23 protein-coding genes and 3 tRNA genes are annotated in these 26,596 nt (G+C 71.6%); 13 read left to right on the forward strand and 13 right to left on the reverse strand.

The genetic code is table 11. The annotated features are described in order from the left end of the window. Window positions 1-356 precede the first annotated feature (356 nt). Both ACZ5T9_RS02125 and ACZ5T9_RS02130 read right to left on the reverse strand, forming a co-directional pair. Window positions 357-431: transfer RNA gene (locus ACZ5T9_RS02125), tRNA-Arg, on the reverse strand. A gap of 21 nt (window positions 432-452) precedes the next feature. Next, window positions 453-544 (reverse strand) — tRNA-Ser (locus ACZ5T9_RS02130). A gap of 213 nt (window positions 545-757) precedes the next feature. Between ACZ5T9_RS02130 and ACZ5T9_RS02135 the strand changes: the two genes are divergently transcribed. Then, window positions 758-1,030 carry a YqhV family protein gene (locus tag ACZ5T9_RS02135; RefSeq protein ID WP_464833658.1) on the forward strand — a complete coding sequence of 91 codons (273 nt, stop codon included), beginning with the start codon at window positions 758-760 and terminating at the stop codon, window positions 1,028-1,030. 121 nt (window positions 1,031-1,151) lie between these two features. Here ACZ5T9_RS02135 and ACZ5T9_RS02140 read toward each other — a convergent pair. From ACZ5T9_RS02140 to dnaA, 10 genes are all read right to left on the reverse strand, one after another. Beyond that, window positions 1,152-1,239 (reverse strand) — tRNA-Ser (locus ACZ5T9_RS02140). 303 nt (window positions 1,240-1,542) lie between these two features. After that, complete coding sequence (serS, locus tag ACZ5T9_RS02145; RefSeq protein ID WP_464833660.1) at window positions 1,543-2,817, reverse strand: serine--tRNA ligase; 1,275 nt, start codon at window positions 2,815-2,817, stop codon at window positions 1,543-1,545. A 144-nt stretch (window positions 2,818-2,961) separates the two neighbouring features. Then, window positions 2,962-4,071, reverse strand: coding sequence for an AIR synthase family protein (locus tag ACZ5T9_RS02150; protein WP_464833662.1), 1,110 nt, complete (start codon window positions 4,069-4,071; stop codon window positions 2,962-2,964). 97 nt (window positions 4,072-4,168) lie between these two features. Then, complete coding sequence (gene gyrA, locus ACZ5T9_RS02155) at window positions 4,169-6,601, reverse strand: DNA gyrase subunit A (RefSeq protein WP_464833663.1); 2,433 nt, start codon at window positions 6,599-6,601, stop codon at window positions 4,169-4,171. Between the two features lie 369 nt (window positions 6,602-6,970). Next, a complete protein-coding gene (gene gyrB, locus ACZ5T9_RS02160; RefSeq protein WP_006902741.1) occupies window positions 6,971-8,878 on the reverse strand; it encodes a DNA topoisomerase (ATP-hydrolyzing) subunit B in 1,908 nt (635 codons plus the stop codon). A 289-nt stretch (window positions 8,879-9,167) separates the two neighbouring features. After that, the gene (gene remB, locus ACZ5T9_RS02165; protein ID WP_006902742.1) at window positions 9,168-9,434 is read right to left on the reverse strand and encodes an extracellular matrix regulator RemB; all 267 of its coding nucleotides are present in this window, start codon (window positions 9,432-9,434) and stop codon (window positions 9,168-9,170) included. 40 nt (window positions 9,435-9,474) lie between these two features. Continuing rightward, entirely contained in the window at window positions 9,475-10,716 is a 1,242-nt protein-coding gene (locus ACZ5T9_RS02170; RefSeq protein ID WP_464833665.1) for a DciA family protein, read from the reverse strand. Then, window positions 10,713-11,846 carry a DNA replication/repair protein RecF gene (recF, locus tag ACZ5T9_RS02175; protein WP_464833666.1) on the reverse strand — a complete coding sequence of 378 codons (1,134 nt, stop codon included), beginning with the start codon at window positions 11,844-11,846 and terminating at the stop codon, window positions 10,713-10,715. The genes ACZ5T9_RS02170 and recF overlap by 4 nt, the downstream gene beginning before the upstream one ends. A 118-nt stretch (window positions 11,847-11,964) precedes the next feature. Then, the gene (dnaN, locus tag ACZ5T9_RS02180; RefSeq protein WP_006902745.1) at window positions 11,965-13,077 is read right to left on the reverse strand and encodes a DNA polymerase III subunit beta; all 1,113 of its coding nucleotides are present in this window, start codon (window positions 13,075-13,077) and stop codon (window positions 11,965-11,967) included. A 293-nt stretch (window positions 13,078-13,370) separates the two neighbouring features. Continuing rightward, window positions 13,371-14,753 (reverse strand): chromosomal replication initiator protein DnaA, encoded by a 1,383-nt coding sequence (dnaA, locus tag ACZ5T9_RS02185; protein WP_006902747.1) that lies wholly within the window; start codon window positions 14,751-14,753, stop codon window positions 13,371-13,373. A 757-nt stretch (window positions 14,754-15,510) separates the two neighbouring features. Between dnaA and rpmH the strand changes: the two genes are divergently transcribed. The 11 genes from rpmH to ACZ5T9_RS02240 all read left to right on the forward strand — a co-directional run bounded on the left by rpmH (window position 15,511) and on the right by ACZ5T9_RS02240 (window position 23,774). Beyond that, window positions 15,511-15,645 (forward strand): 50S ribosomal protein L34, encoded by a 135-nt coding sequence (rpmH, locus tag ACZ5T9_RS02190; RefSeq protein WP_006902750.1) that lies wholly within the window; start codon window positions 15,511-15,513, stop codon window positions 15,643-15,645. Window positions 15,646-15,657: 12 nt separating this feature from the next. After that, window positions 15,658-16,080 carry a ribonuclease P protein component gene (gene rnpA / locus ACZ5T9_RS02195; protein ID WP_006902752.1) on the forward strand — a complete coding sequence of 141 codons (423 nt, stop codon included), beginning with the start codon at window positions 15,658-15,660 and terminating at the stop codon, window positions 16,078-16,080. Then, window positions 16,077-16,379: a membrane protein insertion efficiency factor YidD gene (yidD, locus tag ACZ5T9_RS02200; protein WP_464833668.1), complete on the forward strand. Its 303-nt coding sequence runs from the start codon at window positions 16,077-16,079 to the stop codon at window positions 16,377-16,379. The genes rnpA and yidD overlap by 4 nt, the downstream gene beginning before the upstream one ends. A gap of 160 nt (window positions 16,380-16,539) precedes the next feature. Next, window positions 16,540-17,199, forward strand: coding sequence for a YidC/Oxa1 family membrane protein insertase (locus ACZ5T9_RS02205; protein ID WP_006902754.1), 660 nt, complete (start codon window positions 16,540-16,542; stop codon window positions 17,197-17,199). Beyond that, window positions 17,180-17,875, forward strand: a complete 696-nt coding sequence (gene jag / locus ACZ5T9_RS02210; protein WP_006902755.1) for an RNA-binding cell elongation regulator Jag/EloR — start codon at window positions 17,180-17,182, stop codon at window positions 17,873-17,875. The genes ACZ5T9_RS02205 and jag overlap by 20 nt, the downstream gene beginning before the upstream one ends. A 79-nt stretch (window positions 17,876-17,954) precedes the next feature. After that, on the forward strand, window positions 17,955-18,695 hold the full coding sequence (gene rsmG / locus ACZ5T9_RS02215) for a 16S rRNA (guanine(527)-N(7))-methyltransferase RsmG (protein ID WP_464833670.1): 741 nt from the start codon (window positions 17,955-17,957) through the stop codon (window positions 18,693-18,695). 452 nt (window positions 18,696-19,147) lie between these two features. Continuing rightward, window positions 19,148-20,122: a ParB/RepB/Spo0J family partition protein gene (locus ACZ5T9_RS02220; protein WP_464833671.1), complete on the forward strand. Its 975-nt coding sequence runs from the start codon at window positions 19,148-19,150 to the stop codon at window positions 20,120-20,122. A gap of 239 nt (window positions 20,123-20,361) precedes the next feature. Next, a complete protein-coding gene (locus tag ACZ5T9_RS02225) occupies window positions 20,362-21,144 on the forward strand; it encodes a ParA family protein (protein ID WP_006902758.1) in 783 nt (260 codons plus the stop codon). Then, window positions 21,116-22,012 carry a ParB/RepB/Spo0J family partition protein gene (locus ACZ5T9_RS02230; protein ID WP_464833672.1) on the forward strand — a complete coding sequence of 299 codons (897 nt, stop codon included), beginning with the start codon at window positions 21,116-21,118 and terminating at the stop codon, window positions 22,010-22,012. Before ACZ5T9_RS02225 ends, ACZ5T9_RS02230 begins: the two co-directional genes overlap by 29 nt. 28 nt (window positions 22,013-22,040) lie before the next feature. After that, window positions 22,041-22,658, forward strand: coding sequence for a DUF4446 family protein (locus ACZ5T9_RS02235; protein ID WP_464833673.1), 618 nt, complete (start codon window positions 22,041-22,043; stop codon window positions 22,656-22,658). A gap of 138 nt (window positions 22,659-22,796) precedes the next feature. Then, window positions 22,797-23,774, forward strand: a complete 978-nt coding sequence (locus ACZ5T9_RS02240; protein ID WP_464833674.1) for a diacylglycerol/lipid kinase family protein — start codon at window positions 22,797-22,799, stop codon at window positions 23,772-23,774. A 90-nt stretch (window positions 23,775-23,864) separates the two neighbouring features. Here the strand turns inward: ACZ5T9_RS02240 and yyaC are convergent, their stop codons facing one another. After that, window positions 23,865-24,842, reverse strand: coding sequence for a spore protease YyaC (gene yyaC / locus ACZ5T9_RS02245; RefSeq protein WP_464833676.1), 978 nt, complete (start codon window positions 24,840-24,842; stop codon window positions 23,865-23,867). Window positions 24,843-25,221: 379 nt separating this feature from the next. Between yyaC and ACZ5T9_RS02250 the strand changes: the two genes are divergently transcribed. Beyond that, the gene (locus ACZ5T9_RS02250) at window positions 25,222-26,433 is read left to right on the forward strand and encodes an ABC transporter substrate-binding protein (protein WP_006902763.1); all 1,212 of its coding nucleotides are present in this window, start codon (window positions 25,222-25,224) and stop codon (window positions 26,431-26,433) included. Window positions 26,434-26,596: the final 163 nt, after the last annotated feature.

Raw genomic sequence — 26,596 nt, forward strand, 5'->3', positions numbered from 1 at the left:
AGCCATCGGGTCCCAGGATCGGTCGCCGGCAGCCGGTGCTCGCGGGCCCGCCGCACCCACCTGGCACCCGCCTGGAAGCCCTGGACCGGCGGCGGGACGGCAACCCACCGGTGCACCGCGGTGCCCGGGCGCAGCCGCTCAAGTTCCCGCAGGGCACCTGCCGGACCGCGGGCCAGCGGCGGCGTGGCGGTTCTGGATGCAGGTCCGGCGGAAGCTGGCGCGGGGATCGCTCGCGATCCGCCGGCGGATCAGGCCGACGCTGGTCTGAAAGCCTGCTTGCAGCGCAAAAGCCCGGGAGCCGAGGCTCCCGGGCTGGAAACGCTGAAGAAACCCTGCCTGGTTCCGGGTTTCTTCGGTGCGCCGTGGAGGATTTGAACCCCCGACCTGCTGATCCGTAGTCAGCCGCTCTATCCGGACTGAGCTAACGGCGCACGACTAGGCTTGGCGCTCAGCGGAAGGGGAGGGATTCGAACCCTCGGAGGGGCTTTAAAGGCCCCTCAACCGCTTAGCAGGCGGCTCCTTTCGACCTCTCAGGCACCCTTCCCGGCGACAGCCCCAATGTTAGCACAGGCTCGCGGGCGGTGCAACCCGCGTCGCCCGCCAGGCGGCGCCGCCCGGCTCCGGGCACGGACGCACCGGGACGCCGAATTGCCCGCGCGCCGGGCGCGCCGGCCCGCAACCACCGGCACCTTGGCGGCACTCCATCATGGACGGCCGCCGGCCGGCGTAGGGTGGACTGGGAACGGAGGCGAGGCCTGTGGTACCGCCCAACCCGTACGTGGCCGGCATGGCCCTGACACGGCTCCTCTCGGGCAGCCTGGAGGTGCTGGCGGCGGTGCTGATCTGGCGTTACGGCCGCGTCGACCGCGCGCTGGAGATCAACGCCCTCCTGGCCGGGGCGGGGCCGCTGGCCATGATGCTGGCCACGGCCATCGGCCTGGCCGGCCTGGCCGGCTCCCTGCCGCCCCTCAAGCTGGCCCTGATCCTGGGAGGCGTGGCCCTGATCCTCATCGGTACCCGTATCGGGTAAGGGCCTGGCCGTCGCCAGTCGGCTGGGCCGGCCCGGCAGTCGGGGCGGCATGGAAGGTGTGGCGCGGGGTCCCGCCTTTACGCCGCCCGCCGGCGGACCGCTCGCGCGGGAACAAGTCCTGCGGAAGGGGTGGGATTCGAACCCACGGTGGGCCCGAGGCCCACAGCGGTTTTCAAGACCGCCGCGTTCAACCACTCCGCCACCCTTCCGGACATCCGGAGACATCCAGACCGGAGACATTCAGAATTGTAACACGGCACGCAGCCGCGGGGGCGCGGCATGGAGCCCCAGGGGCGCGGGTGGAGCCGCGGGGGCGCAGGTGGAGCCCCGGACGCCCGCGGGCTTGCCCCTTACCGGCTTCGCCCGGGCTGGCACAGGATCCCTGCCGCTGGGACACCCGGTCCTGTGGGTGCCTGCCGCGTGCACGCCGGGCGCCCGCGCCCGCCCCACGGGAACGCCTGCCCCCCGGGACCACGGTGCACGGGCCCGGCGTCGCTCGTCCGCAACGCCTTTTATGCCCGGAGCACGTCCACCCCCACGTACGGACGCAGGGCGGGCGGGATCACCACGCTGCCGTCGGCCTGCTGGTAGTTTTCAAGCAGGGCCGCCAGGGTACGTCCCACGGCCAGGCCGGACCCGTTGAGGGTGTGGACGAACTGCGGCCGCGCACCGGGTTCAGGGCGGAAGCGAATGTTCGCCCGGCGCGCCTGGTAGTCGCGGTAGTTGCTGCAGGACGAGATCTCGACGTAACGCCCGTAGCTGGGCATCCAGACCTCCAGGTCGTACTGCCGGGCCTGGGCAAAGCCCATGTCACCCGTACAGATCAGGACGACCCGGTACGGCAGGCCCAGTCGCTGCAGCACCGCCTCGGCATCGGCCACCAGTTTCTCGTGCTCCTCCGGCGACGCTTCGGGCCGGACGAACTTCACCAGCTCCACCTTGTCGAACTGGTGCTGGCGGATCAGCCCGCGGGTGTCCCGGCCGGCCGACCCCGCCTCCGCGCGGAAGCAGGGCGTGTACGCCACGTGGTAGATCGGCAGCTGGCCCGCGTCCAGGATCTCGTCCCGGTAGAGGTTGGTGACGGGCACCTCCGCCGTGGGGACCAGATAGAAGTCCGAGTCGGCCACCCGGAAGGCGTCCTCCTCGAACTTGGGCAGCTGGCCGGTACCGATCATGCTCTGGCGGTGGACCAGAAAGGGCGGGAGCACCTCGGCATAGCCGTGCTCCCGGGTGTGCAGGTCCAGCATGAACTGGATCAGTGCCCGCACCAGCCGCGCGCCCGGGCCGCGAAAGACGGTGAAGCGTGCGCCGGTGATCTTGGCGGCACGCTCGAAATCCAGGATCCCCAGGGCGGGTCCCAGATCCCAGTGGGCCCTGGGCTCGAAGCCGAACTCCGGCGGCGTGCCCCAGCGGCGTACCTCCACGTTGTCGCCGGCGTCGTCGCCGTCGGGTACCTCGGGGTCCGGAATCATGGGCAAACGCAGCAGCCGGTCCTGGATCTCCTGCTCCAGCTGGCGCACCTGCTCTTCCAGTTCCTTGATGGTGTCGCCCACCTGGCGCATGGCGGCAATGAGTTCCGAGGTATCGGCCCCTTCACGGCGCAAGCGCCCGATGGCCTCGGAAGTCTCGTTGCGGCGGGCCCGCAATTCCTCCAGCCGCTGCAGGTGCTGGCGCCAGCGGGCGTCAGCCTCCAGCAGGGCGTCAAGGTCCGCCGCATCCAGGCGTCGCCGGCGCAGGGCTTCCCGCACCACTTCCGGATGCTGGCGTACAAAGCGCAGGTCCAGCAACGATCGTTCCCCCTTCGCTTGAGGTGGGCGGGCACCGCCCCACTCAGGGCGGAAGCACCCGGCCGCGCGAGCACGCTGGCCGGACCCCCGCTTCCCCGGCGCCGATCCGCGACGGCCCGGCTGGCCGGCCGGGCCGGCCTGCCATCAGGAGAGCCTCGCCCGCGCGGCCCACAGGGCGTCGGTCCCGGGCGGCTCCAGCTTCCCTTCCTGTCCACCGGGGCCGACCCGGCGCAGCCGCCCGTCTCCGGTCACCCGGCCGATGGCTGCCGCCGGGATGCCCGCTTCCTGCCATGTCGCCTGCAGCTCCGCAGCCCGGGCGGGCGGTGCCGCCACCAGCAAGGCTCCCGAGCCGATGAGCCGCAGCGGATCGATCCCCGCGGCGGCGCAGATGACCCGCGTCTCGTCGCGCACGGGGATGGCACCGGCTTCCACCACGCAGCCCACGGGCTCGCCCTGGGCCTGCCGGGCGGCGGCGATCATCTCCCAGACGGCGCCCAGCACGCCCCCTTCGGTGACGTCATGCATGGCGTGGGCGCCGCGCCGCGCGGCCACCCGGGCCTCGGGCACGATGCTGAGCCAGCGCCCCAGGCCGGCCGCTGCCTCCAGCACCGGCTCGGCCACGCCCCGGTCCCGCAGGGCCTGGCGGCAGTCAGCGGCCAGGATGGCCGTTCCCTCCAGGCCCGCCCACTTGGTCAGCAGCAGCACGTCGCCCGGCCGGGCGCCCCCGCTGGGCATCAGGCCTTCCGGCGGCGTGCGGCCCAGGGCCGTGGCCACCACCAGGGGCTGGGCCAGGCCGGGGGTCACCTCGGTGTGCCCGCCGGCGATCTGGCAACCCACCTCCCGGGCGGCGGCGTGGGCCCCGGCCATCAGCTCTTCCAGCATCGCCTGGGGCGCGCCCGGCGGCAGGAGGATGGTAAGGAGCACGGCCACGGGTTCAGCGCCGGTGGCGGCCACGTCGTTGCAATTGACGTGCACCGCAAGCCAGCCGGCATGGTGACCCGCTCCGGTGATGGGGTCGCTGGCCGCAACCAGCAGGTCGCCCCCCAGGTCGAGGGCGGCCGCGTCTTCCCCCGGGGCCGCGGCCAGCACCACCTCGCGCCGCTGCATCCCCGTCCGCGGAAGAACCAGCTTTTTCAACAGCGCGGCCGGCAGCTTGCCCTCCGGCAACAACTCGCCCGGGCCGCCGGCCCTGGGCCCGGCGGGCTGGCCCGGTGCGGCCGCAGCCGGTTGGGGCCTGGTGGGATCCTGGTTCATCGCCTCTCCCCCGCCTGTTCGTCCGCCGGTTGGTCCGCAGCCCCGGAGCCACGGACTGGCCACCCGGGAGTGGGGGCGGATGACCCGATATGTCCCCTCAGTCTCCCCGCTGGGCCACGGTGGCCACGGCGGAGACCCGATCGCCCGGCTCCAGGCGCATCACCGTGACCCCCTGGGCCGCCCGGCCCTGGATCGACACCTGGTCCACGGGGACCCGCAGCACGATGCCGCCCTGGGAGATCAGCATGACCTCCTCACCCGGCCGCACCACCTCGAAGCCGGCCACCTGCCCGTTGCGGGCCGTCAGGGTGATGGCCCGGATCCCCTTCCCCCCGCGTCCCTGGGCCCGGAACTCCCGGACGGGCGTGCGCTTGCCGTAGCCCCGGTCGGTGATCACCAGCAGGTGGGCCTCGTCGTCGGCCACCTCCATGCCCACCACCTCATCGCCCTCTTCCAGGCGAATACCCATCACGCCGCGGGCGGTCCGGCCCATGGTGCGGACCTCCGCCACCGGGAAGCGGATGGCCTGGCCCTGCCGGGTCAGCAGCAGGACGTCGCCGCGGCCGTCGGTGAGCTGGACCGCCACCAGCTCGTCGCCCGGATCCAGGGACAGGGCGATGAGCCCGCCGCGGCGGATGTGGCCGAACTCGGCCAGGGCCGTGCGCTTGACCACCCCTCGCCGCGTGCACATGAGCAGGTCGCGGTCCTCCCCGAAATCCCGCACGGGGATGACGGCGGTCACCTGCTCGTCCTGCCCGATCTCGATCAGGTTCACCACCGCCGTGCCCCGGGCCGTGCGGCTGGCCTCGGGCACCTCGTGCACGCGGCGGTGATAGACCTTGCCCCGGTTGGTGAAGAAGAGCAGGTTCTCGTGGGTGGTGGCGATGAAGAGCTGGGAGACGAAGTCCTCCTCCCGGGTCTGGATGCCGGTGATGCCCCGGCCGCCGCGACGCTGGCTGCGGTACGTGTCCACGGGCAGCCGTTTGATGTAGCCGCGGTGGGTCAGGGTGATCACCACGTCCTCCTCGGCGATCAGGTCCTCCACCTCGAACTCGGCGGCGCCCGCGACGATCTTGGTGCGCCGGTCGTCGCCGAAGCGGTCCCGGATCTCGCCCAGCTCCTGCTTGATGATGTCCAGCACCATCTTCTCCGAGTTCAGGACCGCCCGCAGATATTCGATCTCCTTCAAGAGCTCCTGGTACTCTTCCTCCACCTTTTCCCGTTCCAGGCCGGTCAGCCGCTGCAGGCGCATGTCCAGGATGGCCTGGGCCTGCTTTTCCGTCAGGTTGAAGTTCTCCATCAGCCCGGTGCGGGCTTCGTCGACGGTGCGCGACTGGCGGATCAGGGTGATCACGGCGTCGATGTGGTCCAGGGCGATGCGCAGCCCTTCCAGGATGTGGGCCCGGGCCTCGGCCTTGGCCAGGTCGTGCCGGGTCCGGCGCACGATCACGTCCTTCTGGTGGTCCAGGTAGTGGCGCAAGAGCTGCTTGAGGGTGAGCACCCGCGGCTGCCCATCCACCAGGGCCAGCAGGATGATGCCGTAGCTGACCTGCATGGGGGTGAACTTGTACAGCTGGTTGAGGATCACGTTGGGGTTGGCGCCCCGGGCCAGCTCGATGACCACCCGCAGCCCCGAGCGGTCCGTCTCGTCGCGCAGGTCGGTGATGCCCTCGATGCGCCGCTCCTGGACCAGCTCGGCGATCTTCTCGATGATCTTGCTCTTGGTCACCTCGTAGGGGATCTCGGTGACCACGATGCGCGCCTTGCCGCTGGCCGCCGTCTCGATCTGGGCGTGGGCGCGGATGGTGATGATGCCCCGGCCCGTGGTGTAGGCCTGGCGGATGCCTTCCCGCCCCACGATGATGCCGCCCGTGGGGAAGTCCGGCCCCTTGATCACCTTCATCAGATCGCGATCGGTGGCATCGGGATAATCGATCAGGTGGATGACGCCGTCGATGGCCTCCCGCAGGTTGTGGGGCGGGATGTTGGTCGCCATGCCCACGGCGATGCCCGCGGCCCCGTTGACCAGCAGGTTGGGGAAGCGCGCCGGCAGCACGGCCGGCTCCTGCTCCGTCTCGTCGAAGTTGGGGACGAAGTCGACGGTGTCCTTGTCCAGGTCCCGCATGAGCTCCATGGCCAGGGGGCTCAGGCGGGCCTCGGTATAGCGCATGGCCGCCGGGGGGTCGCCGTCGATGGAGCCGAAGTTGCCATGGCCCTCGATCAACGGGTAGCGCATGGAGAAGTCCTGGGCCATGCGCACCAGCGCGTCGTAGACGGCGGCATCGCCGTGGGGATGGTACTTGCCCAGCACGTCACCCACGGTGCGGGCCGACTTCTTGAAGGGCTTATCGGGGGTGTTCCCCCCCTCCCGCATGGCGAAGAGGATGCGGCGGTGGACGGGCTTGAGGCCGTCCCGCACGTCGGGCAGCGCCCGGTTGACGATCACGCTCATGGCGTAATCGATGTAGGACTGTTTCATCTCCTCCTCGATGTCGACGGGGAGGATCTTGCCGTGAGTGTACTCTGCCATTGCGTCGCTCCTCGTCCTCCGTGCCGGGCCCGTCCGCGCCGCCGTCGCCGCGGCCCGCGGGCCGGCGGGTTCATCCCCCGGGGTGGGTCCGGACCGTCACCGGACGAACGCAGCCGGGCGGGCACCGGCAGCCCGCGCCATGGAGGCGGCCGGCGCGCCGCCCGCGCCATGCCCCCGCCCGGACGAGCCTGCGCCCTCTGCTCCTGCCAGCCGCTCCCACCGGGCCCCCATCCCCCAGGGCCCGGTGCACCTCCCGCTCCTGCGCAGCCCTGCCGGAGGCGTGGCGCGCTACCCCCGCTTCAAGCCGCCGGCCGGCAGGGCCGCGGAGGACCGGCGGGTCCTACCCGCCAGTTCCGCCGGCCCACCGGGTCACCCGATGGTGTCGAGGAACCGCACCTTGCGGGCGTGCTGCTCGATGAACTCCCGCCGCGGCTCGACGCGGCTTCCCATCAGGATGGAGAAGATCTGGTCCGCCGCCATGGCGTCTTCCAGGGTGACCTGGAGCAGGGTCCGGGTTTCCGGGTTCATGGTGGTCTCCCAGAGCTGCTCGGCGTTCATCTCGCCCAGGCCCTTGAACCGCTGGGCGGGCATGCGCTTGCCGACCTGGCGGAAGAAGGCCTCCAACTGGTCGTCGTCGTAGAAGTAGTGTTCTTCCTTGCCTTGCCGTACCAGGTACAGGGGCGGCTGGGCGATGTAGACGTAGCCGGCCTCGATCAGCGGCCGCATGTACCGGAAGAAGAAGGTCAGAAGCAGCGTCCGGATGTGGGCACCGTCCACGTCGGCATCGGTCATCAGGATGATCTTGTGGTACCGGGCCCGGTGGATGTCGAACTCGTCGCCGATGCCCGTGCCGATGGCGGTGATCAGAGCCCGGATCTCGTCGTGGGCCAGGATCTTGTCCAGCCGCGCCTTTTCCACGTTGAGGATCTTGCCCCGCAGCGGCAACACCGCCTGGAAGCGCCGGTCCCGCCCTTGCTTGGCCGAGCCGCCGGCCGAGTCGCCCTCGACGATGAACAGCTCGGCCATGGCCGGATCGCGAACCGTGCAGTCGGTCAGCTTGCCCGGCAGGGCGGTGACCTCCAGGGCCGACTTGCGCCGCGTCAGTTCCCGGGCCTTGCGGGCCGCCTCCCGAGCCCGCATGGCGGTGATGGCCTTCTCCACCACCCGCCGCGCCACCTGGGGGTTTTCTTCAAAGTAGGTGGCCAGGGCTTCGCCGGTGACGGAATCGACCACGCCCCGGACCTCAGAGTTGCCCAGCTTGGTCTTGGTCTGGCCCTCGAACTGGGGCTCAGGCAGCTTCACGCTGAGGACGGCCGTCAGGCCCTCGCGGATGTCGTCGCCGGCGAGATTCTCGTCCCCGTTCTTCAGCAGGTTCGCCTTGCGGGCGTAGTCGTTGACCACCCGCGTCAGGGCCATCTTGAAGCCCGCCTCGTGGGTGCCGCCCTCGTGGGTGTGGATGGTGTTGGCAAAGGAGTACAGGGTCTCCACATAAGAGGTGGTCCATTGCAGGGCCATCTCCACCTCGACGCCGTCGCGTTCCGCCTTGTAGCTGATGGGCTCGGGGTGCAGGGCCTCCTTGGTCCGGTTGAGCAGCGCCACGAAGGACCGCAGCCCGCCCATGAACTGGAACAGGTTGCGCTCCCCCGTGCGCTCGTCCCGCAGCTCGATGTACAGGCCGGAGTTGAGCAGGGCGATCTCCCGCAGCCGGCCCACCACCACGTCGTACTTGAACTCCGTCTCCTCGAAGATCTCGGGGTCGGGCTTGAACCGGACGTAGGTGCCGGTGTCGTCCGCGGCGGTGGTGCCCACCACCTCCAGGCCCGTCTCCGGCTGGCCCCGCCGGTAGCGCTGGCGGTGGATCCGGCCCTCGCGGCGAACCTCGACCTCCAGCCACTCCGACAAGGCGTTGACCACCGACACGCCCACCCCGTGGAGGCCGCCCGAAACCTTATAGGCTTGCCCGTCGAACTTGCCGCCGGCGTGAAGCATGGTCAGGACGACTTCCACCGTGGGCTTGCCCACCTTGGGGTGGATGCCCACGGGGATGCCGCCGCCGTTGTCGCGCACGCTGCAGCTGCCGTCGGCGTGGAGGGTCACGGTGATGGCCGTGCACCGGCCCGCCAGGGCTTCGTCCACGGCATTGTCCACCACTTCCCAGATCAGGTGGTGGAGCCCCCGCGGTCCCGTGGAGCCGATGTACATGCCCGGCCGCCGCCGGACGGCTTCCAGGCCCTCCAGGACCTGAATCTGGCTCTCGTCGTAACCCGTGCGCGCCACGCCGAAGCCTCCTTGCTGGGTGACGATGTCGCCGGCGAAACGGGCCGCCGGCGCGGTCCAACGGGCGGTAGACACGGCGTTGATTATACCATGAATAGTTTGGCACTCCGGCGACGGCCGGCGGGGTCCGCAGCCGTGCCGGGGCGGCGGCCGGCCGCAGGCGACCGGCCGGGTTGGAGCGCCGCCCGGCCGGCCTGCCCGGTGCCCTGGAGGGCGATCCGGTTCGATCGCCCGCTGCCTCCCGCCGCCGGCGGCCGGCGGCACCACCGGCCCGAGGCGGCACCACCCCTCACCGGGCCGGGGCCGTCCCCTCGGTCAGCAACACGTTGCCGCGCCGCCGCAAGGTGAGCACCGAGATCGGCGAGAGGAAGATCCCGCGGTCGGCCACCACAATGGAGCGGGGCTGCCCGCCGGAAAGGTCGGTGACCCGCTTTTCGAGCTGCTGCAGGGCCACCAGGTCGCGCACCGCCTGCGAGTGGCGCAGGAGCTCCGCGTCCAGGATGGCCACGATCTCCCGACAGGGCAGGATCGCATCCGACCCGATGTGGAGGAACACGGCCAACCCCCGCTTCCAGGGTACCGCACGTACCCGTTTCTTACGTTCCCTCACCCGGCCCCTCGCCCACCGCGCCGGGCCGCCGCGGGCGGCTGCCGGGCCGCGACCGGGCCGGACGACCCTGGCCGGGAGGAACCGCCGGCCCCTCCCGGCCCGCATCCCGGCCGCCGGGCTCACGGCCCAGCGGCCGACGGTGCCCGCCGGCCGGGCCGGCACTCGCCCCGGGAAGGCTGCCGCTGAAGCAGGCTTCCCAGAGGGGAGCCAGCCTCACCCCCAGCGCTGCCAGCGCCTCTTCCGCCGTGAGGGCACCCGGTTCTCGCCCCGTGCGCAGGAGAACGTAGCGCAGCAGCAGCGAGCGGGTCTCCGGCGGCGGTGGCTCGCCGCGGCGGAGCCCGGCCGCCAGCACCCGCAACCGGGCCCGCCAGCGATCCTGGAGGGCGGCCCGTTCCTCCCGGTAGAGGCGGGCCACCACCTCCGGCCCTACCCCCAGCGCCTGGGCTACCTGGGGGCAGGTGAGCCAGGGATCCCGCTCCAGGAGAGCCCGCACCTGCTGCCGCAGCCGCTCCTCCCGGGCCGCCCGGCAGGCCGGGCAAAGGCCGGCCCCGGCCGTACCGCCGGCCTCCGGTCCCGGGGGGAATAGGCTACCGCAGGATCCGCAGGGCCGCCACCCCCGCTCCAAAGCCCACCTTCGCCGCCAGCGGGCGGCCCCCAGCCAGCGCGTGGCGGCTTCCTGCAGCGCCGGATCGGCGGGCCAAGGCAGGCGGTTGTCCGTCCCGCCCGGTTCCCCGGCGAGCTCCCGGCCGGAGGGCGCGGCCGGTACCCTGCCGTCCCCCGGCGATGCGCAGCCGCCGGAAAGCACCCGGGAAACCGCCGCAGAAGGGGCACCAGAAGGCGCCTCCCGGCGCGGGCCGCGCGGCCCGGCGGTGAAGCGGATGTCCCGGATCACGGGGACACCGGCGGCGGCGTTCAGGTCCGCCACGATCTTTCCCTTCAGGAAGGACAGCTCCTGGGCCCAGCCGGGGTGCTGAACGGCCACCCACAGCACGTCACCGGTGAGCCGGTAGGGCCGGGCCCGGGCGGCGATCACCGGCCCCACCACCCGGGCCCATTCCTGCAGGATCCGAAAGCGCCGGGCCCGGGTGGCCAGGCCCAGGCGCGTCAAAAGTCCTTCCAGCACGGGACCCAGCGCCTGGGCCGGTCCCCCTGACCGCCCCTCCGCGGCCTCCCTGCCTGTTCGCCCGGCCATGGCGCCGGCGTCCCTGTTGGCGGGCTGGCGTCTCATCCCGGCCATCCCGGCTCCGCTTCCCCTTCCGGCCCCAGCGGCAGCGGGATGACCCGAGGCCTCGTGCCCTCGGGCCATTCCGGCGGCTCGGTGGCCGTCAGGATCACCTGGGGCAGGTCGCTGACGGCCTCAAGCAGGTACCGCCGGCGCTTTCCATCCAGCTCCGACAGCACATCGTCCAGCAGCAGCACCGGCCAACGGCCCAGCCGCCGGTGGATGAGCTCGACCTGTGCCAGGGTCAGGGCCAGGGCCAGAGCCCGCTGCTGCCCCTGGGAGGCGAAGGCGCGGGCGTCCTGGCCATCCAGGAAGAGGGCGAAGTCGTCCCGCTGGGGTCCCCAAAGGGTCGTCCCCCGGGCAACCTCTTCCCGGTGGAAGGCGGCCAGCCCTTCCGGCGAGGAAACGGCGCCGCCCTCCACCCGTCCATCGGGCTCGGCGGCCAGGTAATCCAGCTCCAGCACACCGGCCCCCGCCGCACCGCCCGCTGCTACCCGGCCCGCCGCTGCTGCGGCCAGCGGGGCCAGCTCGTCCAGAAGCCGCTGCCGGCGCTGGCGGATGGCCTGGCCGTGGCGGTAGAGGGGCTCGTCCCAGATGGCCAGCAGGGAGCCGGCGGCGCGGCCCGCACGGATCTCCCGCAGCAGCTGGTTGCGCTGGGCCAGCACCCGCTGGTAGTCATGCAACAACTGGGTGTATCCCGGCACCAGCTGGCCGAGCAGGTCGTCGAGGAAGCCTCTCCGCGCCGCGGGCCCCGCCTTGACCAGGACCAGGCTCTCCGGCGCGAAGTACACGATGGGCAGCGCGCCCTGGAGATCCGCCAGCCGCTGGCGCTTGCGCCCGTCCAGGCGCAGGGCCTTGCCGTGCTGGCGGTGAAGGGCCATCTCCACCACCCGGCGCCCCGCCACCGGGTCGTCCCACTCCACCCGCACGTAGGCCAGCGGCGCCCCGTGCCGGATCAGGTCCGTGTCCCGGGTGGTCCGCGGCGAGCGGCCGGTGGCGGCGAAGTGGATCGCCTCCAGCAGGTTGGTCTTCCCGATGCCGTTGGGACCGGCCAGGAGGGTCAGGCCGGAATCCAGTTCCAGGGTGGCCTGTTCGTAACTGCGAAACTGCCGCAGCACCACCCTCCGGATGACCACAGCCTTCCCTCCCTGGCCCGTGCCCGGACCGGGTACCGGTGGCAGCCGGTTCCACCCCGGCCGCGGGCGGTCGGCTGGCGGGCGCTTCCTGCCCCCGGCCGCCGCCGGCTGCGGGCGGTCAGCTGATCTTGACCGGCAGCACGATGTAGAAGAAGTCGTCGCTCGCTACGCCCCGCAGCCGGCTGGCCTTGAGCGGGTCGGTCAGCTCGAACAGGACCTCGTCGCTGTCGATGGCCTTGAGCCCGTCGACCAGGTACCGGGCGTTGAACCCGATGGTCATGCCCTCCCCGTCCACCTGGGCGGGAACCTCCTCCCGGGCCTCGCCCAGCTCCGGATCGCTGGCCGTGACGACCAGTCGCCCGGGTTCCACGGTCAGGCGGATCAGCCAGCGCGCCGCCTGGCGCGTATCCGACAGCAAGGCGGCCCGCTCGCACGCTTCCTGGAAGGCCCGGGTCGGCACCTGCACCCGGGTGGGGTACTGGGACGGCACCAGGTCGAGGACCCGCGGGTACGTCCCTTCCAGGAGCCGCGAGATCAGCCGGACCTCCCCCAGCTGGAATCCCGCCTGGGTGTCGTCGAGGATCAGCCGGCCGATCCCCTCGTCGGGCAGCAGCCTCGCCACCTCGGCCAGACTCCGGCCGGGGATCACCGCGTCCACGGGCTGGCCCTCCACGGGCCGCTCCAGGGTGACGCGGGACGCGGCGATGCGGAACCCGTCGGTGGCCAGCGCCTCCAGGCGGTCGCCCTCCACCCGGAAGCTCACCCCGGTCAGGATGGGCCGCGACTCGTCGGTGGAAACGGCCATGGTGGTGCGCCGCAGCACGTGGCGCATCACCGCGTTGTCGAACAGGACCGTGCTGCCCGCCCCGACCCGGGGCAGGGCCGGAAAGGCCGCGGGATCCATGCCGTGGAGGGTGAAGCGGGAGCGGTGCTGCAGCAAGCGGGCCCGGTGGCCGGGATCGACCTCCAGCTGGACCTCCCCGGGAGGAAGCCGGCGAACCAGCTCCGCCAGGTGGCGGCCGGGCAGGATGACGGACCCTTCTTCCTGGACCCGGGCAGGCGCCAGGGCCTCCACCGTCATCTCCAGGTCGGTGGCCACCAGGCGCAGTTGCTCGGGCTCGGCCACCAGGAGGATCCCGGAGAGGGCCGCCAGGGTGGTCCGCGTGGCCACAGCCCGGCTGGCCACTTGCAGCGCCGCGTGCAGGTCGCTCTGGTCGATGGTCAGGCGCAAGGTGGCCTTCCTCCTCAAAGAATGTAATCGGTCTCCTCGCCGTAGTTGTAGTAGGGCCTGTGGGCACTGTGGAAAAGCCCGCCGGACCCTGGTGTCGAACGGTGTCGTGACGGGGGACAACCTGTCGATAACCCGTCGCCTCTGTCCACACTTTCCCCGGCCGTGCCGGGGATCCTGCGATGGCTCCCCACCTTGTCCCCAGGAGGCGGCGCCTTGTCCACGGCCTTTCCACAGGAACGCCACAGGGAGCCACAGCCCGCGGGCCCGTTGCGGCCGGGGCGGCCGGGCGGAGCTCAGCCCTTGCGGATCAGCTCCATCAGCTCCTTGACCTGGCGGCCCAGCTGGGGATCGTTGCGCACATCCTGGCTGATCTTCTCGTACGCGTGGAGCACCGTGGTGTGGTCGCGGCCGCCGAACTCCTCCCCGATCCGGGGCAGGGACGCCTCGGTCAGCTCGCGGCAGAGGTACATGGCGACCTGCCGCGGGAAGGCGATGGCCCGGGTGCGGCGCCGGGCCTTGAGGTCCCGCACCTTGACCCCGTAGTACTCGGCCACCACCTCCTGGATCCGCGCGATGGTGACCTTGTTGGCCCGCGGCGGGGGCAAGATGTCTTTCAGGACCTCCGCCGCCAGATCCAGGTCGATCTCGTGGTTGGTCAGCGAGGCGAAGGCCACCAGGCGGATCAGGGCGCCTTCCAGCTCCCGGATGTTGGTGTCGATGCGCTCCGCGATGAAGGCGATGACGTCGTCGGGCACCCGCAGCTTCTCCAGCTGGGCCTTCTTGCGCAGGATGGCGACCCGCGTCTCGAAGTCGGGCGGCTGGATGTCCGAGATCAGCCCCCACTCGAAACGGGAGCGCAGCCGTTCCTCCAGGGTGGGGATCTCCTTGGGCGGCCGGTCGCTGGAGATGACGATCTGGCGGTTGGCCTCGTGCAGGGCGTTGAAGGTGTGGAAGAACTCCTCCTGGGTGCTTTCCTTTCCCGCCAGGAACTGGATGTCGTCGACCAGCAGCACGTCCACGTTCCGGTAGCGGTTGCGGAACTCCAGGGTCTTGCCGTCGCGGATGGCGTTGATCATCTCGTTGGTGAAGGTCTCGCAGGACACATAGGCCACGCGGCTGCCATGCTTGCGCAGCACGTGGTGGGCGACGGCTTGCATCAGATGGGTCTTGCCCAGCCCCACCCCGCCGTAGATGAACAGGGGGTTGTAGGTACGCGCGGGCGCCTCCGCCACGGCCAGGGCCGCGGCGTGGGCCAGCCGGTTGCCCGAGCCGGTGACGAAGGTCTCGAAGGTGTACTTGGGGTTGAGCGGCTGGGACAGCGTCCGCCAGGAGGAGCCGGCGTCGGCGGCCGGTCCCGCCGGTGTGCCCGGTGCCAGGGCGGCTTCGCTCGTGGCCGCCACCTGGCCGGCTGCCGGGGCGGGCTGCGGTTCGACCACCACCTCCAGGCGAACGTCGTGACCCAACACCCGCCGCAGGGAGTCCACGATGGCGGTGGAGCAGCGCTCCAGCACCCAGTCCCGGGCAAACTGGTTGGGGACCGCCAGCACCAGGCGGCCGTCCTCCAGGGATAGGGGTCGCGTGTTGCGCAACCAGGCCTCGTAGCTCGGCCGGGTCAGCTGGCGCTCGATCAGCTGCAGCGCCTCGGCCCATACCTCGGCCAGCTCGCCCTTTACCACGGTACGGTCCTCCTAACGGGTGGGTCCGGATTGTGGATAAGTTGGGGACGGCGTGGTGGGCAGTCTTGAGCCGTCGCGGAGCCGCCGTACCCGACCCGCCCGGTGGCGTGCCCACCGCTTGTCCACGGCTCATCCACAACCTATCCACAGAGCCCCTAACGCAAAAAGACCCTTCCACCACCCGTGCGGGTGGTGGAAGGTCGAAGTTTGTCGGCCCCCTGTACGACAGCGAGGGATGGGTCGGTTTAGTTCCCCCTTGGCCGGCCTCTCTCCTGCCGGCGAGGGGAGTCGAACCGGGCCGGGCGCTGTCGGCGGCGCATCCGCCGCGCCGATCTATCAACAGTCTATCCACAGGGTGTGAATAAGAAAGGACGTCACGGCGCCCGGCCGGCGGCCGCCCCGGCGGGCTTCCACCCCGGCAGGGCGGCGGCATGACGGATGCCTGCATGGAGGGCCGGCGCCAAGATGATAGCAGAGGCCCGGGAACTTCCACAATCGGGAACGGATGAGCTGCCGGCCGCAGAGACGAAGCCCGGCGGGACGAAGCGGGGGCCGCCGCCCGGCGGCGGCCCCGAAGGCGGGCCGGTGGTTCCCGGGCGGGCGGGGGTACTGTGGGCCGAGACGCCCGGTCGCGTTGACACTGTCCGGGAGGCGCCGCTATAATGGGCATGCTTTTGAGCCGCCGGAACGGGCTAGCCGTCTGGTTTCCGGCGGCTTTTGCACCGGCCCGCAGGTTTGGAAAGCGGGGTGGAGTGGGATGAAGCGAACCTTCCAGCCCAACCGCCGGCGCCGTCACCGTACCCACGGCTTTCTGGTGCGCATGCGCACCCGCGGCGGGCGCAAGGTCCTGGCTCGCCGGCGGCGCAAGGGTCGCCACCGCCTGGCGGTGTGAGGCGAGGGACGCGTGAGCCTGCCACGGCCCTGGCGCCTGCAACGCGGTGACGCCTTTCGCCAGGTCCGGCGGCAGGGCCGGTCCTGGAGCAACCGCTGGGTGGTCCTTTTTGCTTGGCGACCGGGCGGGGCCGGCGGCGATGACCCGAGCCGGGCAGGTTTCACCGTCGGCCGCCGGCTGGGCAAGGCCGTCCGGCGAAACCGGGTCCGGCGCCTTCTGGCCGAGGCCTACCGCCAGCTGGCCCCCCGGGTGGAGGGGGGCTGGTGGCTGGTGTTCGTGGCCCGCGATGCGGCGGCGGGAATGGATTTTGGGACCGCGCGGCGTGCCGTGGAAGACGTCCTGCGCAAGGCGCGGATTCTGAGGCCCCCTCTGGCAGGGGGCCTTCGCGATGCCCGGGAAGACGATGGCCGGGACGGGCGGGCGGGGGAAGGGTGACGCATGTGCTGACGCGGGTCGCCCTGGCGTTCCTGCGATTTTACCGGCGGTGGATCTCGCCCCTCAAGCCGCCTGCCTGCCGGTACACGCCGACGTGCTCCGCGTATGCCATGGAGGCCGTGGAGCGCTACGGCGTCCTGCGGGGAGGCTGGCTTGCGGTGCGCCGCGTGCTGCGCTGCCATCCCTGGGCGCCGGGCGGTTATGACCCCGTTCCGCAGCTTGCGCCCCTGAGGTTGGTGACGGGCCGTGGCGGGGATCGCGGCGCGGGATCCAAGAATCTGGGCGACGACTCCGGGTGACGACGCGGGGCAGGCGCAAGACGGGTCGACCGGGGCAAGGATTCAGGATACCCGTGGTCGAATTGGCAAAAGATTGTGAAACGACGGCGGCCCGGGGATGCCCCGGCGAGGGGTTGTTCTCCGCGGCCGGCTCAGGGATGGCAGAAGGAGGCGCCCCGGCTTGAGCCAGTTGTGGCAGTGGTTCGTCGACCTGATCGAGGCGGGGTTGGAGCTGAGCCGGTCGGCCACCGGCAGCGCCGGCCTGTCCATCATCCTGTTCACCGTGCTGGTCCGCCTCGTGCTTTTACCCCTCACCTTCTCCCAAACGCGGTCCATGCAGCGCATGCAGGCGCTGCAGCCGGAAGTGGAACGCATCCAGAAAAAGTACAAGAACAACCCCCAGAAGGCCAACGAGGCCATCATGCAGTTGTGGCGGGAGAACAACGTCAACCCCGCCGCGGGGTGCCTGCCGCTTCTTATCCAGTTTCCCATCCTTTACGCGCTGTTCATCGCCTTCCGCGACTTCAGCATCGGCTCGTTTCTCTGGATTCCCGACCTGGGCAAGCCAGATCCCTGGTTTGTTCTTCCCGTCCTGGCCGGTGTGACCACGTACTTTCAGATGAAGACCTCGATGACCACCGTCCAGCCGCAGCAGCGGACCATGCTGGTGTTGATGCCCGCGATGCTGACCTTCTTTGCCTGGAGCTTTCCCGCGGGCCTTGCACTCTACTGGGTGACCAGCAACATCTTCTCCATCGTCCAGCAGGTTCTGATGAACCGGCGGCCGGCGCCGGCACCGGCCGGAAAGGGGAAGGCGGGGCATGAGCGCGGCGTTTCGTGAAGTTCTGGGTGCCGGGCCCTGGATCGAAACCCGCGGCCGCACGGTGGAAGAAGCCCTGGAGGCGGCGGCGCGCCGTCTGGGCGTGGGCCGCGAGGCGCTGGAGGCGCGGGTGGTGGCGGAACCGTCGCGGGGGTTCCTGGGGCTGGTGGGACAGCGGGATGCGGTGGTCCAGGCCCGGGTTCGTCCGACCAAGGCGCGGTTCGCGGCGGCCTTTCTGGAGGAGCTGGCCCGGGCAGCCGGGCTGGCGGTGCAGGTGGCGGTGGAGGAAGGGCCCGACCGGATCCTGGCTCGGATGGAGGGCGGGCCGGAGCTGGGGGCCCTGATCGGGCGGCGGGGCGTGGCCCTGGAAGCCCTGCAGTACCTGCTCAACGTGGCAGCGGCGCGGGTGAGCGAGGAGCAACGGCGGGTCGTGCTGGACGTGGCGGGATACCGGGAGCGGCGCCGGCAGTCCCTGGAGCGGCTGGCGCTGCGGATGGCGGAGCGGGCGCGGCGGACCCGCCGTCCGGTCACCCTGGAGCCGATGCCGGCGGCGGAGCGGAGGGTGGTTCACCTGGCGCTGCAGAACCACCCGGAGGTGCGAACCGAAAGCACCGGAACGGAACCCTACCGCCGGGTGGTGATCGTGCCGCGCAGGCCGGGTCGGGGTGGCGTCAGCACGGGAACCGGCCGGCCCTGAGGCCGGCCGGCCGTTTTTTTGCATCCGCCGGCTTGCATCCGCCGGGCGGGTCGCGGGGGTTCGGGGCGGAGGTGGAGCGGTGGACGGCGCGCGCTGGCAGGACGAACTGGCGCGCTTGGGGGCGGCCTTTGGGGTACGGCTCTCCGGGGATGCCTTGGTCGCCCTGTGGCGCCACTGGCAACTGGTTCGCGAGGCCACGGGCCGCTTTAACCTCACCGCCGTCCGGGAGGATGCGGAGGCGCTGGTGCGGCACTACGTGGATTCGCTGGTGCTGCTCGGGATCGCCGGTCCCTGGGCGGCGGAGGGTTTGCTCGTGGACCTGGGGAGTGGAGCAGGGTTTCCGGGGATTCCGCTGCTGGTGGCCCTGGGGCCGGGCTGGCGGGGGCTGCTGCTGGAATCCCAGGGGAAGAAGGCTGCTTTCCTTCGGGAGGCGGTGACCGTGCTGGGTCTGGACGGGCGGGTCATTGTGGAGCCGGTGCGGGCCGAGGAAGCGGGCCGCAGGGATTCCTGGAGGGAGCAGGCCGACCTGGTGGTGGCGCGGGCTGTGGCTCCCCTCAACGTCCTGGCGGAATACGGGCTGCCGCTCTTGCGGGTCGGGGGGCGGCTGTGGGCGTACAAGGGCCCGCGCGTCGCCGAAGAGTGGGAAGCGGGAAGGCGGGCGGCGACCGTGCTGGGCGGCCGTCTGGTTGGAGCGCGGGAAGTGGAGCTTCCGGGGGGTGCGGGGCGGCGGGTGCTGGTCGAGGTGGTGAAGGAGGAGCCCACCCCAGCCGGCTACCCACGGCGCCCGGGACTGCCGGCCCGCCGCCCCCTCGGAGCGTAGGGAAGGCGACTCCACCGCGGCGGCCCAGGCCAGCAGCGGCGGCCGGTGATAGGGGGCGGTGCTGTCCGGGTGAGGCGCTGCCGTCGTGACGCCGGCCGGAATTCGCCGGACCCGTACGGGCTGCGCCAGGCGGGAGGCAGGGCGGGGCGGGCCGGCGAGGGCCGGCGGCGGCGTGCGTGGGCGCGCCGGCGGGGACGCCGGAAGGAGGAGCAGGTCCCGCGAAGGGCCCGCAGCAAGGCCCCTGGACCGTGGTGGGTCGCGCAACAGGGGGTGTGGGCAGCCGGCCGGGGCCCCATGGTCTGGGGAGGGCCGGTTGCCGGGGTGCCGGGGGCGGCGGGCGGCTGCCTTTGCGGGAGGGAGAAGCCCTCGGGCCCGTCAGAAGAGGGTCGGGGCGGGCTGGTGGCCGGGGAGCGGTTAGGTGGGCTGACGTCCGGGGTTGGAGGAGGTCGGCAATGCGGGCAGGGCAGTGGCTGGCATGGATGGGCGGCAACCGGGAAGATGGCCGCAGCAGGCCCGCGGCGGCGGCAGGTGACGGGCCGCCCGGCGGGACGGTCCGGCGGATCCGGCTTGCGGACATCCGGCCCAATCCCTTTCAGCCCAGGGTGGAGTTCGATGAGGGGTCGCTGGCGGAACTGGCCGAATCCATTCGCCGCGTCGGCTTGCTGCAGCCGCTGCTGGTTCGGCCGGTCCCAGGTGGCGGCTACGAGCTGGTGGCGGGCGAACGGCGGTGGCGCGCGGCGCGGCTGGCAGGCCTGGACGAGGTACCTGCACTGGTCCGCCCCATGGGAGACCAGGATGCGGCAGTGCTGGCCCTGGTCGAGAACCTGCAGCGGGAGGATCTGGGCTTCTTTGAAGAAGCGGCGGCCTACCAGGATCTACTGCAGCGGTTCGGGTTGACGCAGGAACAGCTGGCCGCCATGCTGGGGCGGCAGCAGTCGACGGTCGCCAACAAGCTGCGCTTGCTCCGCCTGCCCGTCGGCCTGAGGCAGCGGATCGTGGCGGCGGGGATGAGCGAGCGGCACGCCCGGGCTCTTTTGCGCCTGCCCACCCCGGAGGAGCAGGAACGGCTGCTGGAGCTGGCCATCGCCGGGCAGTGGAGCGTGCGGCAGCTGGAGGAGGAAGTGGAACGGGCGCTGGCGGCCGGACGGGCTGAACCGCCGGTGCGGCGGCGGAAGCGGCGGCTGCAGGGGCTGCGGGCGATCAAGGACGTCCGGATCCTTTTGAATACCGTGCGGGCCGGGGTGGAGACGCTGCGGCGGGCCGGTCTGGCCGCCGAGGTGGAGCAGTCCGAGCGGGCCGAGTGGATCGAGGTGCGGATTCGCATTCCGAAGGCGGCCCCCGTCCGCGGTGGCCCGGGAGGGGCAGGCAGGTCAGGAGCCGCAGCGGGTTCGGGTGGGGCGAGCGGAGCGCCGGGGCGGGAGCCCTAGCAGGCGCGGCCGCCCGGGGCGGAGGCCGGTGGCCGCCCGCCGCGGGGCGGGTTCATCCCGGGTCCTAACAGGGCAGGGTCCGGGCCACGGCGCGGCAGGAACCCGGTGTGTTCCACGTGGAACATTAGGATGCCCCGCCGCTGCATGAGAGGCCAGCGACGGCCGCGACCCGGAGGCTTGCCGGGGCCCGTCACCCGCAGGGGCCCCGAGTCCCCGGCCGGGAGGAGGCAACTCACCCCGTGGGACGGGTTATCGCCATTGCGAACCAGAAGGGTGGAGTCGGCAAGACGACCACCACCGTCAACCTGGGGGCGTGCCTGGCGGCCCTAGGCCGGCGGGTGCTGGTGGTCGACATCGATCCCCAGGCCAACACCACCAGCGGCTTTGGCCTGGACAAGGGGCGGGTTGGGCGGAGCATCTACGATGTATTGATCGATGACCGCGGCCTGCGGGAAGTGGTCCGCTCGACGGCCATCCCCGGCCTGTTCCTCGTCCCGGCCAACATCGAGCTGGCGGGAGCGGAGCTGGAACTGGTGGGGATGATTGGTCGCGAAACCCGCCTGCGCCGGGCGCTGGAGGGGGTGAAGGACGGGTATGACTTCATCCTCATCGACTGTCCCCCGTCCCTGGGGCTCCTCACGCTGAACGCCATGGCTGCGGCCGACGGCCTGCTGGTCCCCATCCAGTGCGAGTACTACGCGCTGGAGGGCCTGAGCCAGCTGCTCAACACCCTGCGGGCGGTGCAGGCCCATCTCAACCCCGGCCTGGTGCTGGATGGTGTGGTGCTGACCATGTTCGACGCCCGGACCAACCTCTCCATCCAGGTGGTGGAGGAGGTCAAGCGGTTCTTCCGGGACAAGGTCTTCCGGACCATCATCCCCCGCAACGTCCGCCTGTCGGAGGCCCCCAGCCATGGCCAGCCGGTCATCCTCTACGATGCCCGGTCCCGGGGGGCCGAGGTGTACATGGAACTGGCCAAGGAAGTGGTGGACTATGTCGAGGAACAAGCGCGGGCTGGCTAGAGGGATCGATGTCAAGGGCCTCGATGCCCTTTTGCCGGGGGTTCGTCCGGAGGCTGCGGCGGCCGGCCAGCAGGTGGAGCAGGTTCCGGTCGACCGTATCCGACCCAACCCCTACCAGCCGCGCCGCCAGTTCGACCCCGACGCCCTGGCGGAGCTGGTGGAATCGGTGAGGCAACACGGCATCGTCCAGCCCCTGTTGCTGCGCCCCGAGGGCGACGGCTACCGGCTGGTGGCCGGCGAGCGCCGCTGGCGGGCCGCCCAGGCGGCGGGCCTGGAAACAGTCCCCGCGGTGGTGCGGGAGTTCTCCGACGTTGAAATGATGGAGATCGCCCTGGTGGAGAACCTCCAGCGGGAGGACCTCAATCCCATCGAAGAGGCCCAGGGCTACCGGATGCTGTGCGAGGAACTGGGGCTCACCCAGGAGCAGGTGAGCCAGCGGGTGGGCAAGAGCCGTTCCCATATCGCCAACCTGATGCGCCTTCTTTCCCTTCCGGACGACCTGCGGCGGCTGGTGGCCGAGGGCAAGCTTAGCACGGGCCACGCCAAGGTGCTGCTCAGCGTGCCCTCGCCGGTCGAAATGCGCCGGCTGGCCGCGGAGGTCCTCTCGGAGGGGTTGACGGTCCGGCAGCTGGAGCAGCGGGTGGCGGGCGGGGGCAAGGCCCCCCGGCGCCGTCCGGGCGCCAGCCGGCCGCCTGCGCCCGAACCGGAAGTGCAGGACCTGATCGACCGCCTGCAGCGGGCCCTGAACACCCGGGTGGCCCTGCGGGGGCGCGGCCCGCGGGGCCAGATCGTCATCGAGTACTACAGCTGGGACGACCTGGAGCGCATCCTGGCCCGGCTGGAATCGCCGGCCGCGGCGTCGTTCTAAGTCCCTCGGAAACGGCAGGGAGACAGGGATGCAGGACTTTCTCGCTTCGTTTTCATGGCAAGACCTCGCCCAATCGTTCCGGCAGTTGCTGGCCGCCATCGCGGCCCGCCCCGGCGGGATGGCGGCCGCCTCCCTGGTGATCGCCCTGATCGCGACCTGGCGGGCCGGCGCCGCCCACCGCCGCCTGCGTACCCTGGAGCGCTGGTTGCGCGCCCCGGGACGGGACGGCGTGGCGGCCACCCGCCAGCCCGACGAACCCAGCCTGGGGGACGTGCTGGCCCGGCTGCACCGCCTGGAGGTGGCCCAGGACGATACCGGCCGGCGGGTGATGGCGATGGCGGACGAACTGGCCCGCTGCGTGCGCCACGTGGCGGTGGTGCGGTTCAATGCCTTCCCCAACACCGGAGGCGAGCAGAGCTTCGCCCTGGCCCTTCTCGACGCCCACGGCAACGGCGCCGTCATCACCACCCTGGCGGGCCGGGAGGAAACGCGGACGTATGCCAAGCCCATCGCCGGCGGCAGTTCCCCCTATCTGCTCAGCGAGGAGGAGCGGGAGGCCATCCGGCGGGCTCTGGCGGGGGAGCCGCCGGCACCGGCGGTGGGCGCTCCTGCACCGGGGCGGGCGGGGCCGCGTTCGACCCGCTAGGGCAGGAAGGGCCTCCCGGGCGGGCTCCCGCGGACCGGAGCGCGGGGAACCCGTGCGGCCTCGGCAGGGCGCCGGGAGCAGCCTATTGCGGGGGCTGTGGAGCGGGCGGCCTGGGCCGCACCGTCGCGAGAGGAGTCGATGCGCTTGTCCGGGATCGTGGCCATCGTCAATCCCGTGGCGGGACGGGGGCGGGCCGGCCGGACCTGGCCGGCCTTCGAGGCCGCCCTGCGGCGGCGGGGTGTCTCCCCGGAGGTCTGGTATACTGCGGCGCCAGGAGATGCCCGGGAGATGGCCCGCCGGGCCCGAGAGCGGCACGTGGAGCTGCTGCTGGTCACGGGCGGCGACGGCACCGTCCACGAAGCCGTGAACGGGCTAGGGCCGGGAGGCCCGGCCCTGGTGGTGGTGCCCCTGGGAACGGGGAATGATCTGGCGCGCGGTCTCCAGATCAGCCCCACGCCGGAGGGCATCGCGGATGTGGTGACCCGGGGGCACGTGCGCCGGCTGGACCTGGGCCATCTCGAGACGGCCGAGGGCGGGCGCTACTTCGTCAACGTCAGCGGCGCCGGGTTCGACGCCGAGGTCGCCCGCCGGGTATACGAAGAGGGCGGTCCCGGACGGGGTGCCCTCCCCTATGTCCTCTCCATGCTGCGCACCCTGCGCCGCTACCGCAACGTCCAGATGGAGATCCACGTGGACGGCCGGGTCCATCGCCACGTGTCCCTGATGACGGTGGTCGGCAACTCGCCCTATTACGGAGGGGGCATGCACATCCTGCCGGGTGCGACCCCCGACGACGCCCAGTTTGACATCCTCCTCATCGGGGACCTGGGGAAGCTTGAGACGCTGATGGTCTTTCCGAAGGTTTTCCGCGGCACCCACGTGCGGCACCGTCTGGTCACCTGCCTCCGCGGGGCCACGGTGGAGATCCGCAGCCGGGAGCAGGTGGCCGTACACGCCGACGGGGAGCCTGCAGGCTACCTCCCGGTGCGTTACCGCAATCACCCCGGCGGCATGGCGGTGGTGGTGCCGGCCGGCGCGGCACGGCATGCGGCGGCAGCCTCCCGGCCGCCCGGCGAACCTGCGCCCGCCCATTCCCCCAAGGCCCATTCCGAATAGAGGCGGTTCCGCCGCCGGCCCTGGCGGGGGACGGTGCCCCCGCCGGCGGCGACCGGCGCTGCAGCGGGCGACGGCCGGACGGAGGCCGACCTAACCCTGGGCGCTGCTGCTCCCGGCTGTGGCTTCTGTCGGGTCCCCGGCCGTCGTCCCAGGCCGCTGGGAAGCCGCCACCAGGCTGAGGGTCAGCGGCAAGGGGGCGGCCGAACCGGCGCGGCCCGGGAGCGGTTCGCCTGCCGGGTGCCGCCCCTCTGCCGCACCGCCGGCGCCCGCGCCGGAGCCCCGCGGATCGCCCGGTTTCCCGCCGGCCGGAACGGTGCCGCCGGGTGCCGGGGCAGCCCACCCGGCGCCGGCCGGCACCCGCCGTGCGGTGAAGGGTGCCCCGGGGACCTCTTCGCCGCCGGGCCGGAGGTCACGGGTCGCCCTCAGGGCCACGGCTACCCCGCCGGGGGCCCGCGCCGGGCCCGGCCGCGCAAAGTGCAGGCGGGCGGCCAGGGCGATGCCCGCGGCGATGGCTTCGGCCATGCGCAGGACCAGTCCCAGCCTGGTGTTCTGCAGGACGAAGTATTCCATGAACCCCCCTACGTTGACGGTGCCCGTGACGAACAGGTGACCCACCGCCGGCAGCGACTTGTTGACGCCCGCCCCCGGCTGCAGGGCGCCCCGCCCTGCACTGATGCTGCCCACGTTCTCGCTGCGCCCGAGGCAGGCGTCCACCGCCAGCACGGTGGTGCCGGACTCCAGGGCGGCCAGCCGGGCGATGGCCTGGTCCAGGTTGCCGGCGTGGACCGGTTCGTCCAGGGTTCCCAGCAACACCACCTCCTGCCGGGCGGCCTCTCCGCTGCGGGCGAGCAGGGTGCCCACCAGGGGCCCGAGGGCATCGCCCGTGGAACGGTCCGTGCCGATGCAGACCACGGCCAGGCGGCGGCTGCCCCGCTGTTCCAGCCAGGCGGCCAGGGTCTCGCCCAGCAATTGCCATCCGCGGGGATCCTCTGCCCGGACCCGAAGTTCCGCCCGGAACGGAGGCAGGGCCGGGCCCTCCTGGGCTTGTGGGGCGTCACGTCGCGGCACGCCGGCTCCCTCCCGCCAGAACCGGTATCCCTGGCCGGGCCAGGGCAGAAGCCCGAACTGCCGGGGGACACCGCTGAAGTATATGGCCGGCGCGCGGCAGGGTATTCAGCGGCGCACAAAAGGGGGCACGTGATGGCCGTAGCACCCGCAACGGGAGCCAGGGCGGGGAGCGGTGGGGGAGCGCGGCGGGGGCTCGGACCGTCGGCCAGGCCGGGGCGCCAGCACAGTCCGCAGCCCGAACCGGTTCCGATTCCCAAGACCTTGGACGAAATCCATCGCATCTCCCAGTTCCGCATGCGAATAGCTCACCCAGATTGCAGGAGTTGTCCAGTTTTCGTTGAATCTTCGGACTTAAACTTCATGCAGGGGGGATTGTCGGGTGGGTGCAAGGTCCAAGCGCTGGCGGCGCCGGGCGGTCCTGGCCGGTCTGATGGCGGCATCGCTCCTGCTGGCGGCCTGCGGCGGGGGCGGCGGCGCGCCCAGCTCCGGGGGAGAGGGCGGGGGAGGCGGCGGCGACGGTGGCGGAACGATCAACATCGGCCTCCTCATGCCGCTGACGGGGCAAATCAGCCAGTTCGGTGAGCAGACCCGCAACGGGGCCCTGCTGGCCATCAAGCAGAAGGGCAACAAGGTGGGGAACTACACCATCAACCCCATCGTGGAGGACGACAAGAACAACGAGACCGAAGCGGTGGCGCGGGTACAGAAGCTGGTCACCGAGGACCAGGTGGTGGCCGTCATCGGGTCGGTCTCGTCGCGCATCTCCATCCCGGTGTCCGAGGTGCTGGAGCAGCAGGGCGTGGTGATGATCTCGCCCACCTCCACGGCGGACTCCCTGACGCCGGGGAAGAAGTGGATCTTCCGAGCCTGCTTCTATGACTCGTTCCAGGGCCAGGTCATGGCCAAGTTCGCCCGCGAGGAGCTGAACGCCCAGACGGCGGCCATCCTCTACGACATGGCGAACCCCTACAGCGAGGGCCTGTACAAGTCCTTCGAGGCGGCCTTCCAGGAGATGGGCGGCCAGGTGGTCAAGGTGGACTCCTACCGCACCGGTGACCAGGACTTCCGGGCCCAGTTGACCAGCATCGCCCAGGCCGGTCCGGACGTGCTCTTCCTGCCCGACTATTATGATCCGGTGGGCGTCATCGCCCAGCAGGCCCGCGAGGTGGGTGTGAAGGCGACCCTGCTGGGGGCTGACGGCTGGGACGACAGCAAGCTCTACGAGCTGGGCGGCGAGGCCATCCTGGACGGGTACTTCTCCAACCACTACTCCATCGAGCAGGAGAATCCCGAATCGAAGGCCTTCGTCGAAGCCTTCCGCCAGGAGTACGGTGAAGACCCCAGCGCCCTGGCGGCTCTGGGCTACGATGCCGCCAACCTGCTGCTGGATGCCATCCAGCGGGTGATCGACGGCGGCGGCGATCCCACCGACCCGGCGCAGATCCGCGACGCGCTGGAGCAGACCCAGGGCTTCAAGGGCGTGACGGGCACCATCTCCTTCGACGAAAACCACAACCCCATCAAGGACGCGGTGGTTTTGCAGACCACTTCCGAGGGGCACAAGTACGTGACCACCGTCTCGCCCCAGTGACACACCGGGGCAGGCCGGCGGCGGCCCGCACCCTGGGCGGAGGCTGAGAGCCCTCCCGGCCCCCACGGGCGCCACCGGCCGGCAAGCATGACCGCACACGAGGGGGGCGGCGCCGCCCGGGTCCGGGCGGCGCCAAGCTTCCCGGCGGTCGGGAGGGTCGGCA

This window comes from Thermaerobacter nagasakiensis (assembly GCF_055396825.1).

Coding starts and splice junctions, on each gene's coding strand:
- ACZ5T9_RS02170 (WP_464833665.1), bottom strand. CDS start 10,716: ATGAGACGCCAGCCCGCCAACAGGGACGCCGGCGCCATGGCCGGGCGA.
- ACZ5T9_RS02220 (WP_464833671.1), top strand. CDS start 19,148: ATGCGGGCAGGGCAGTGGCTGGCATGGATGGGCGGCAACCGGGAAGAT.
- ACZ5T9_RS02150 (WP_464833662.1), bottom strand. CDS start 4,071: ATGAACCAGGATCCCACCAGGCCCCAACCGGCTGCGGCCGCACCGGGC.
- ACZ5T9_RS02235 (WP_464833673.1), top strand. CDS start 22,041: ATGCAGGACTTTCTCGCTTCGTTTTCATGGCAAGACCTCGCCCAATCG.
- ACZ5T9_RS02230 (WP_464833672.1), top strand. CDS start 21,116: ATGTCGAGGAACAAGCGCGGGCTGGCTAGAGGGATCGATGTCAAGGGC.
- rpmH (WP_006902750.1), top strand. CDS start 15,511: ATGAAGCGAACCTTCCAGCCCAACCGCCGGCGCCGTCACCGTACCCAC.
- gyrA (WP_464833663.1), bottom strand. CDS start 6,601: ATGGCAGAGTACACTCACGGCAAGATCCTCCCCGTCGACATCGAGGAG.
- jag (WP_006902755.1), top strand. CDS start 17,180: ATGAGCGCGGCGTTTCGTGAAGTTCTGGGTGCCGGGCCCTGGATCGAA.
- ACZ5T9_RS02240 (WP_464833674.1), top strand. CDS start 22,797: ATGCGCTTGTCCGGGATCGTGGCCATCGTCAATCCCGTGGCGGGACGG.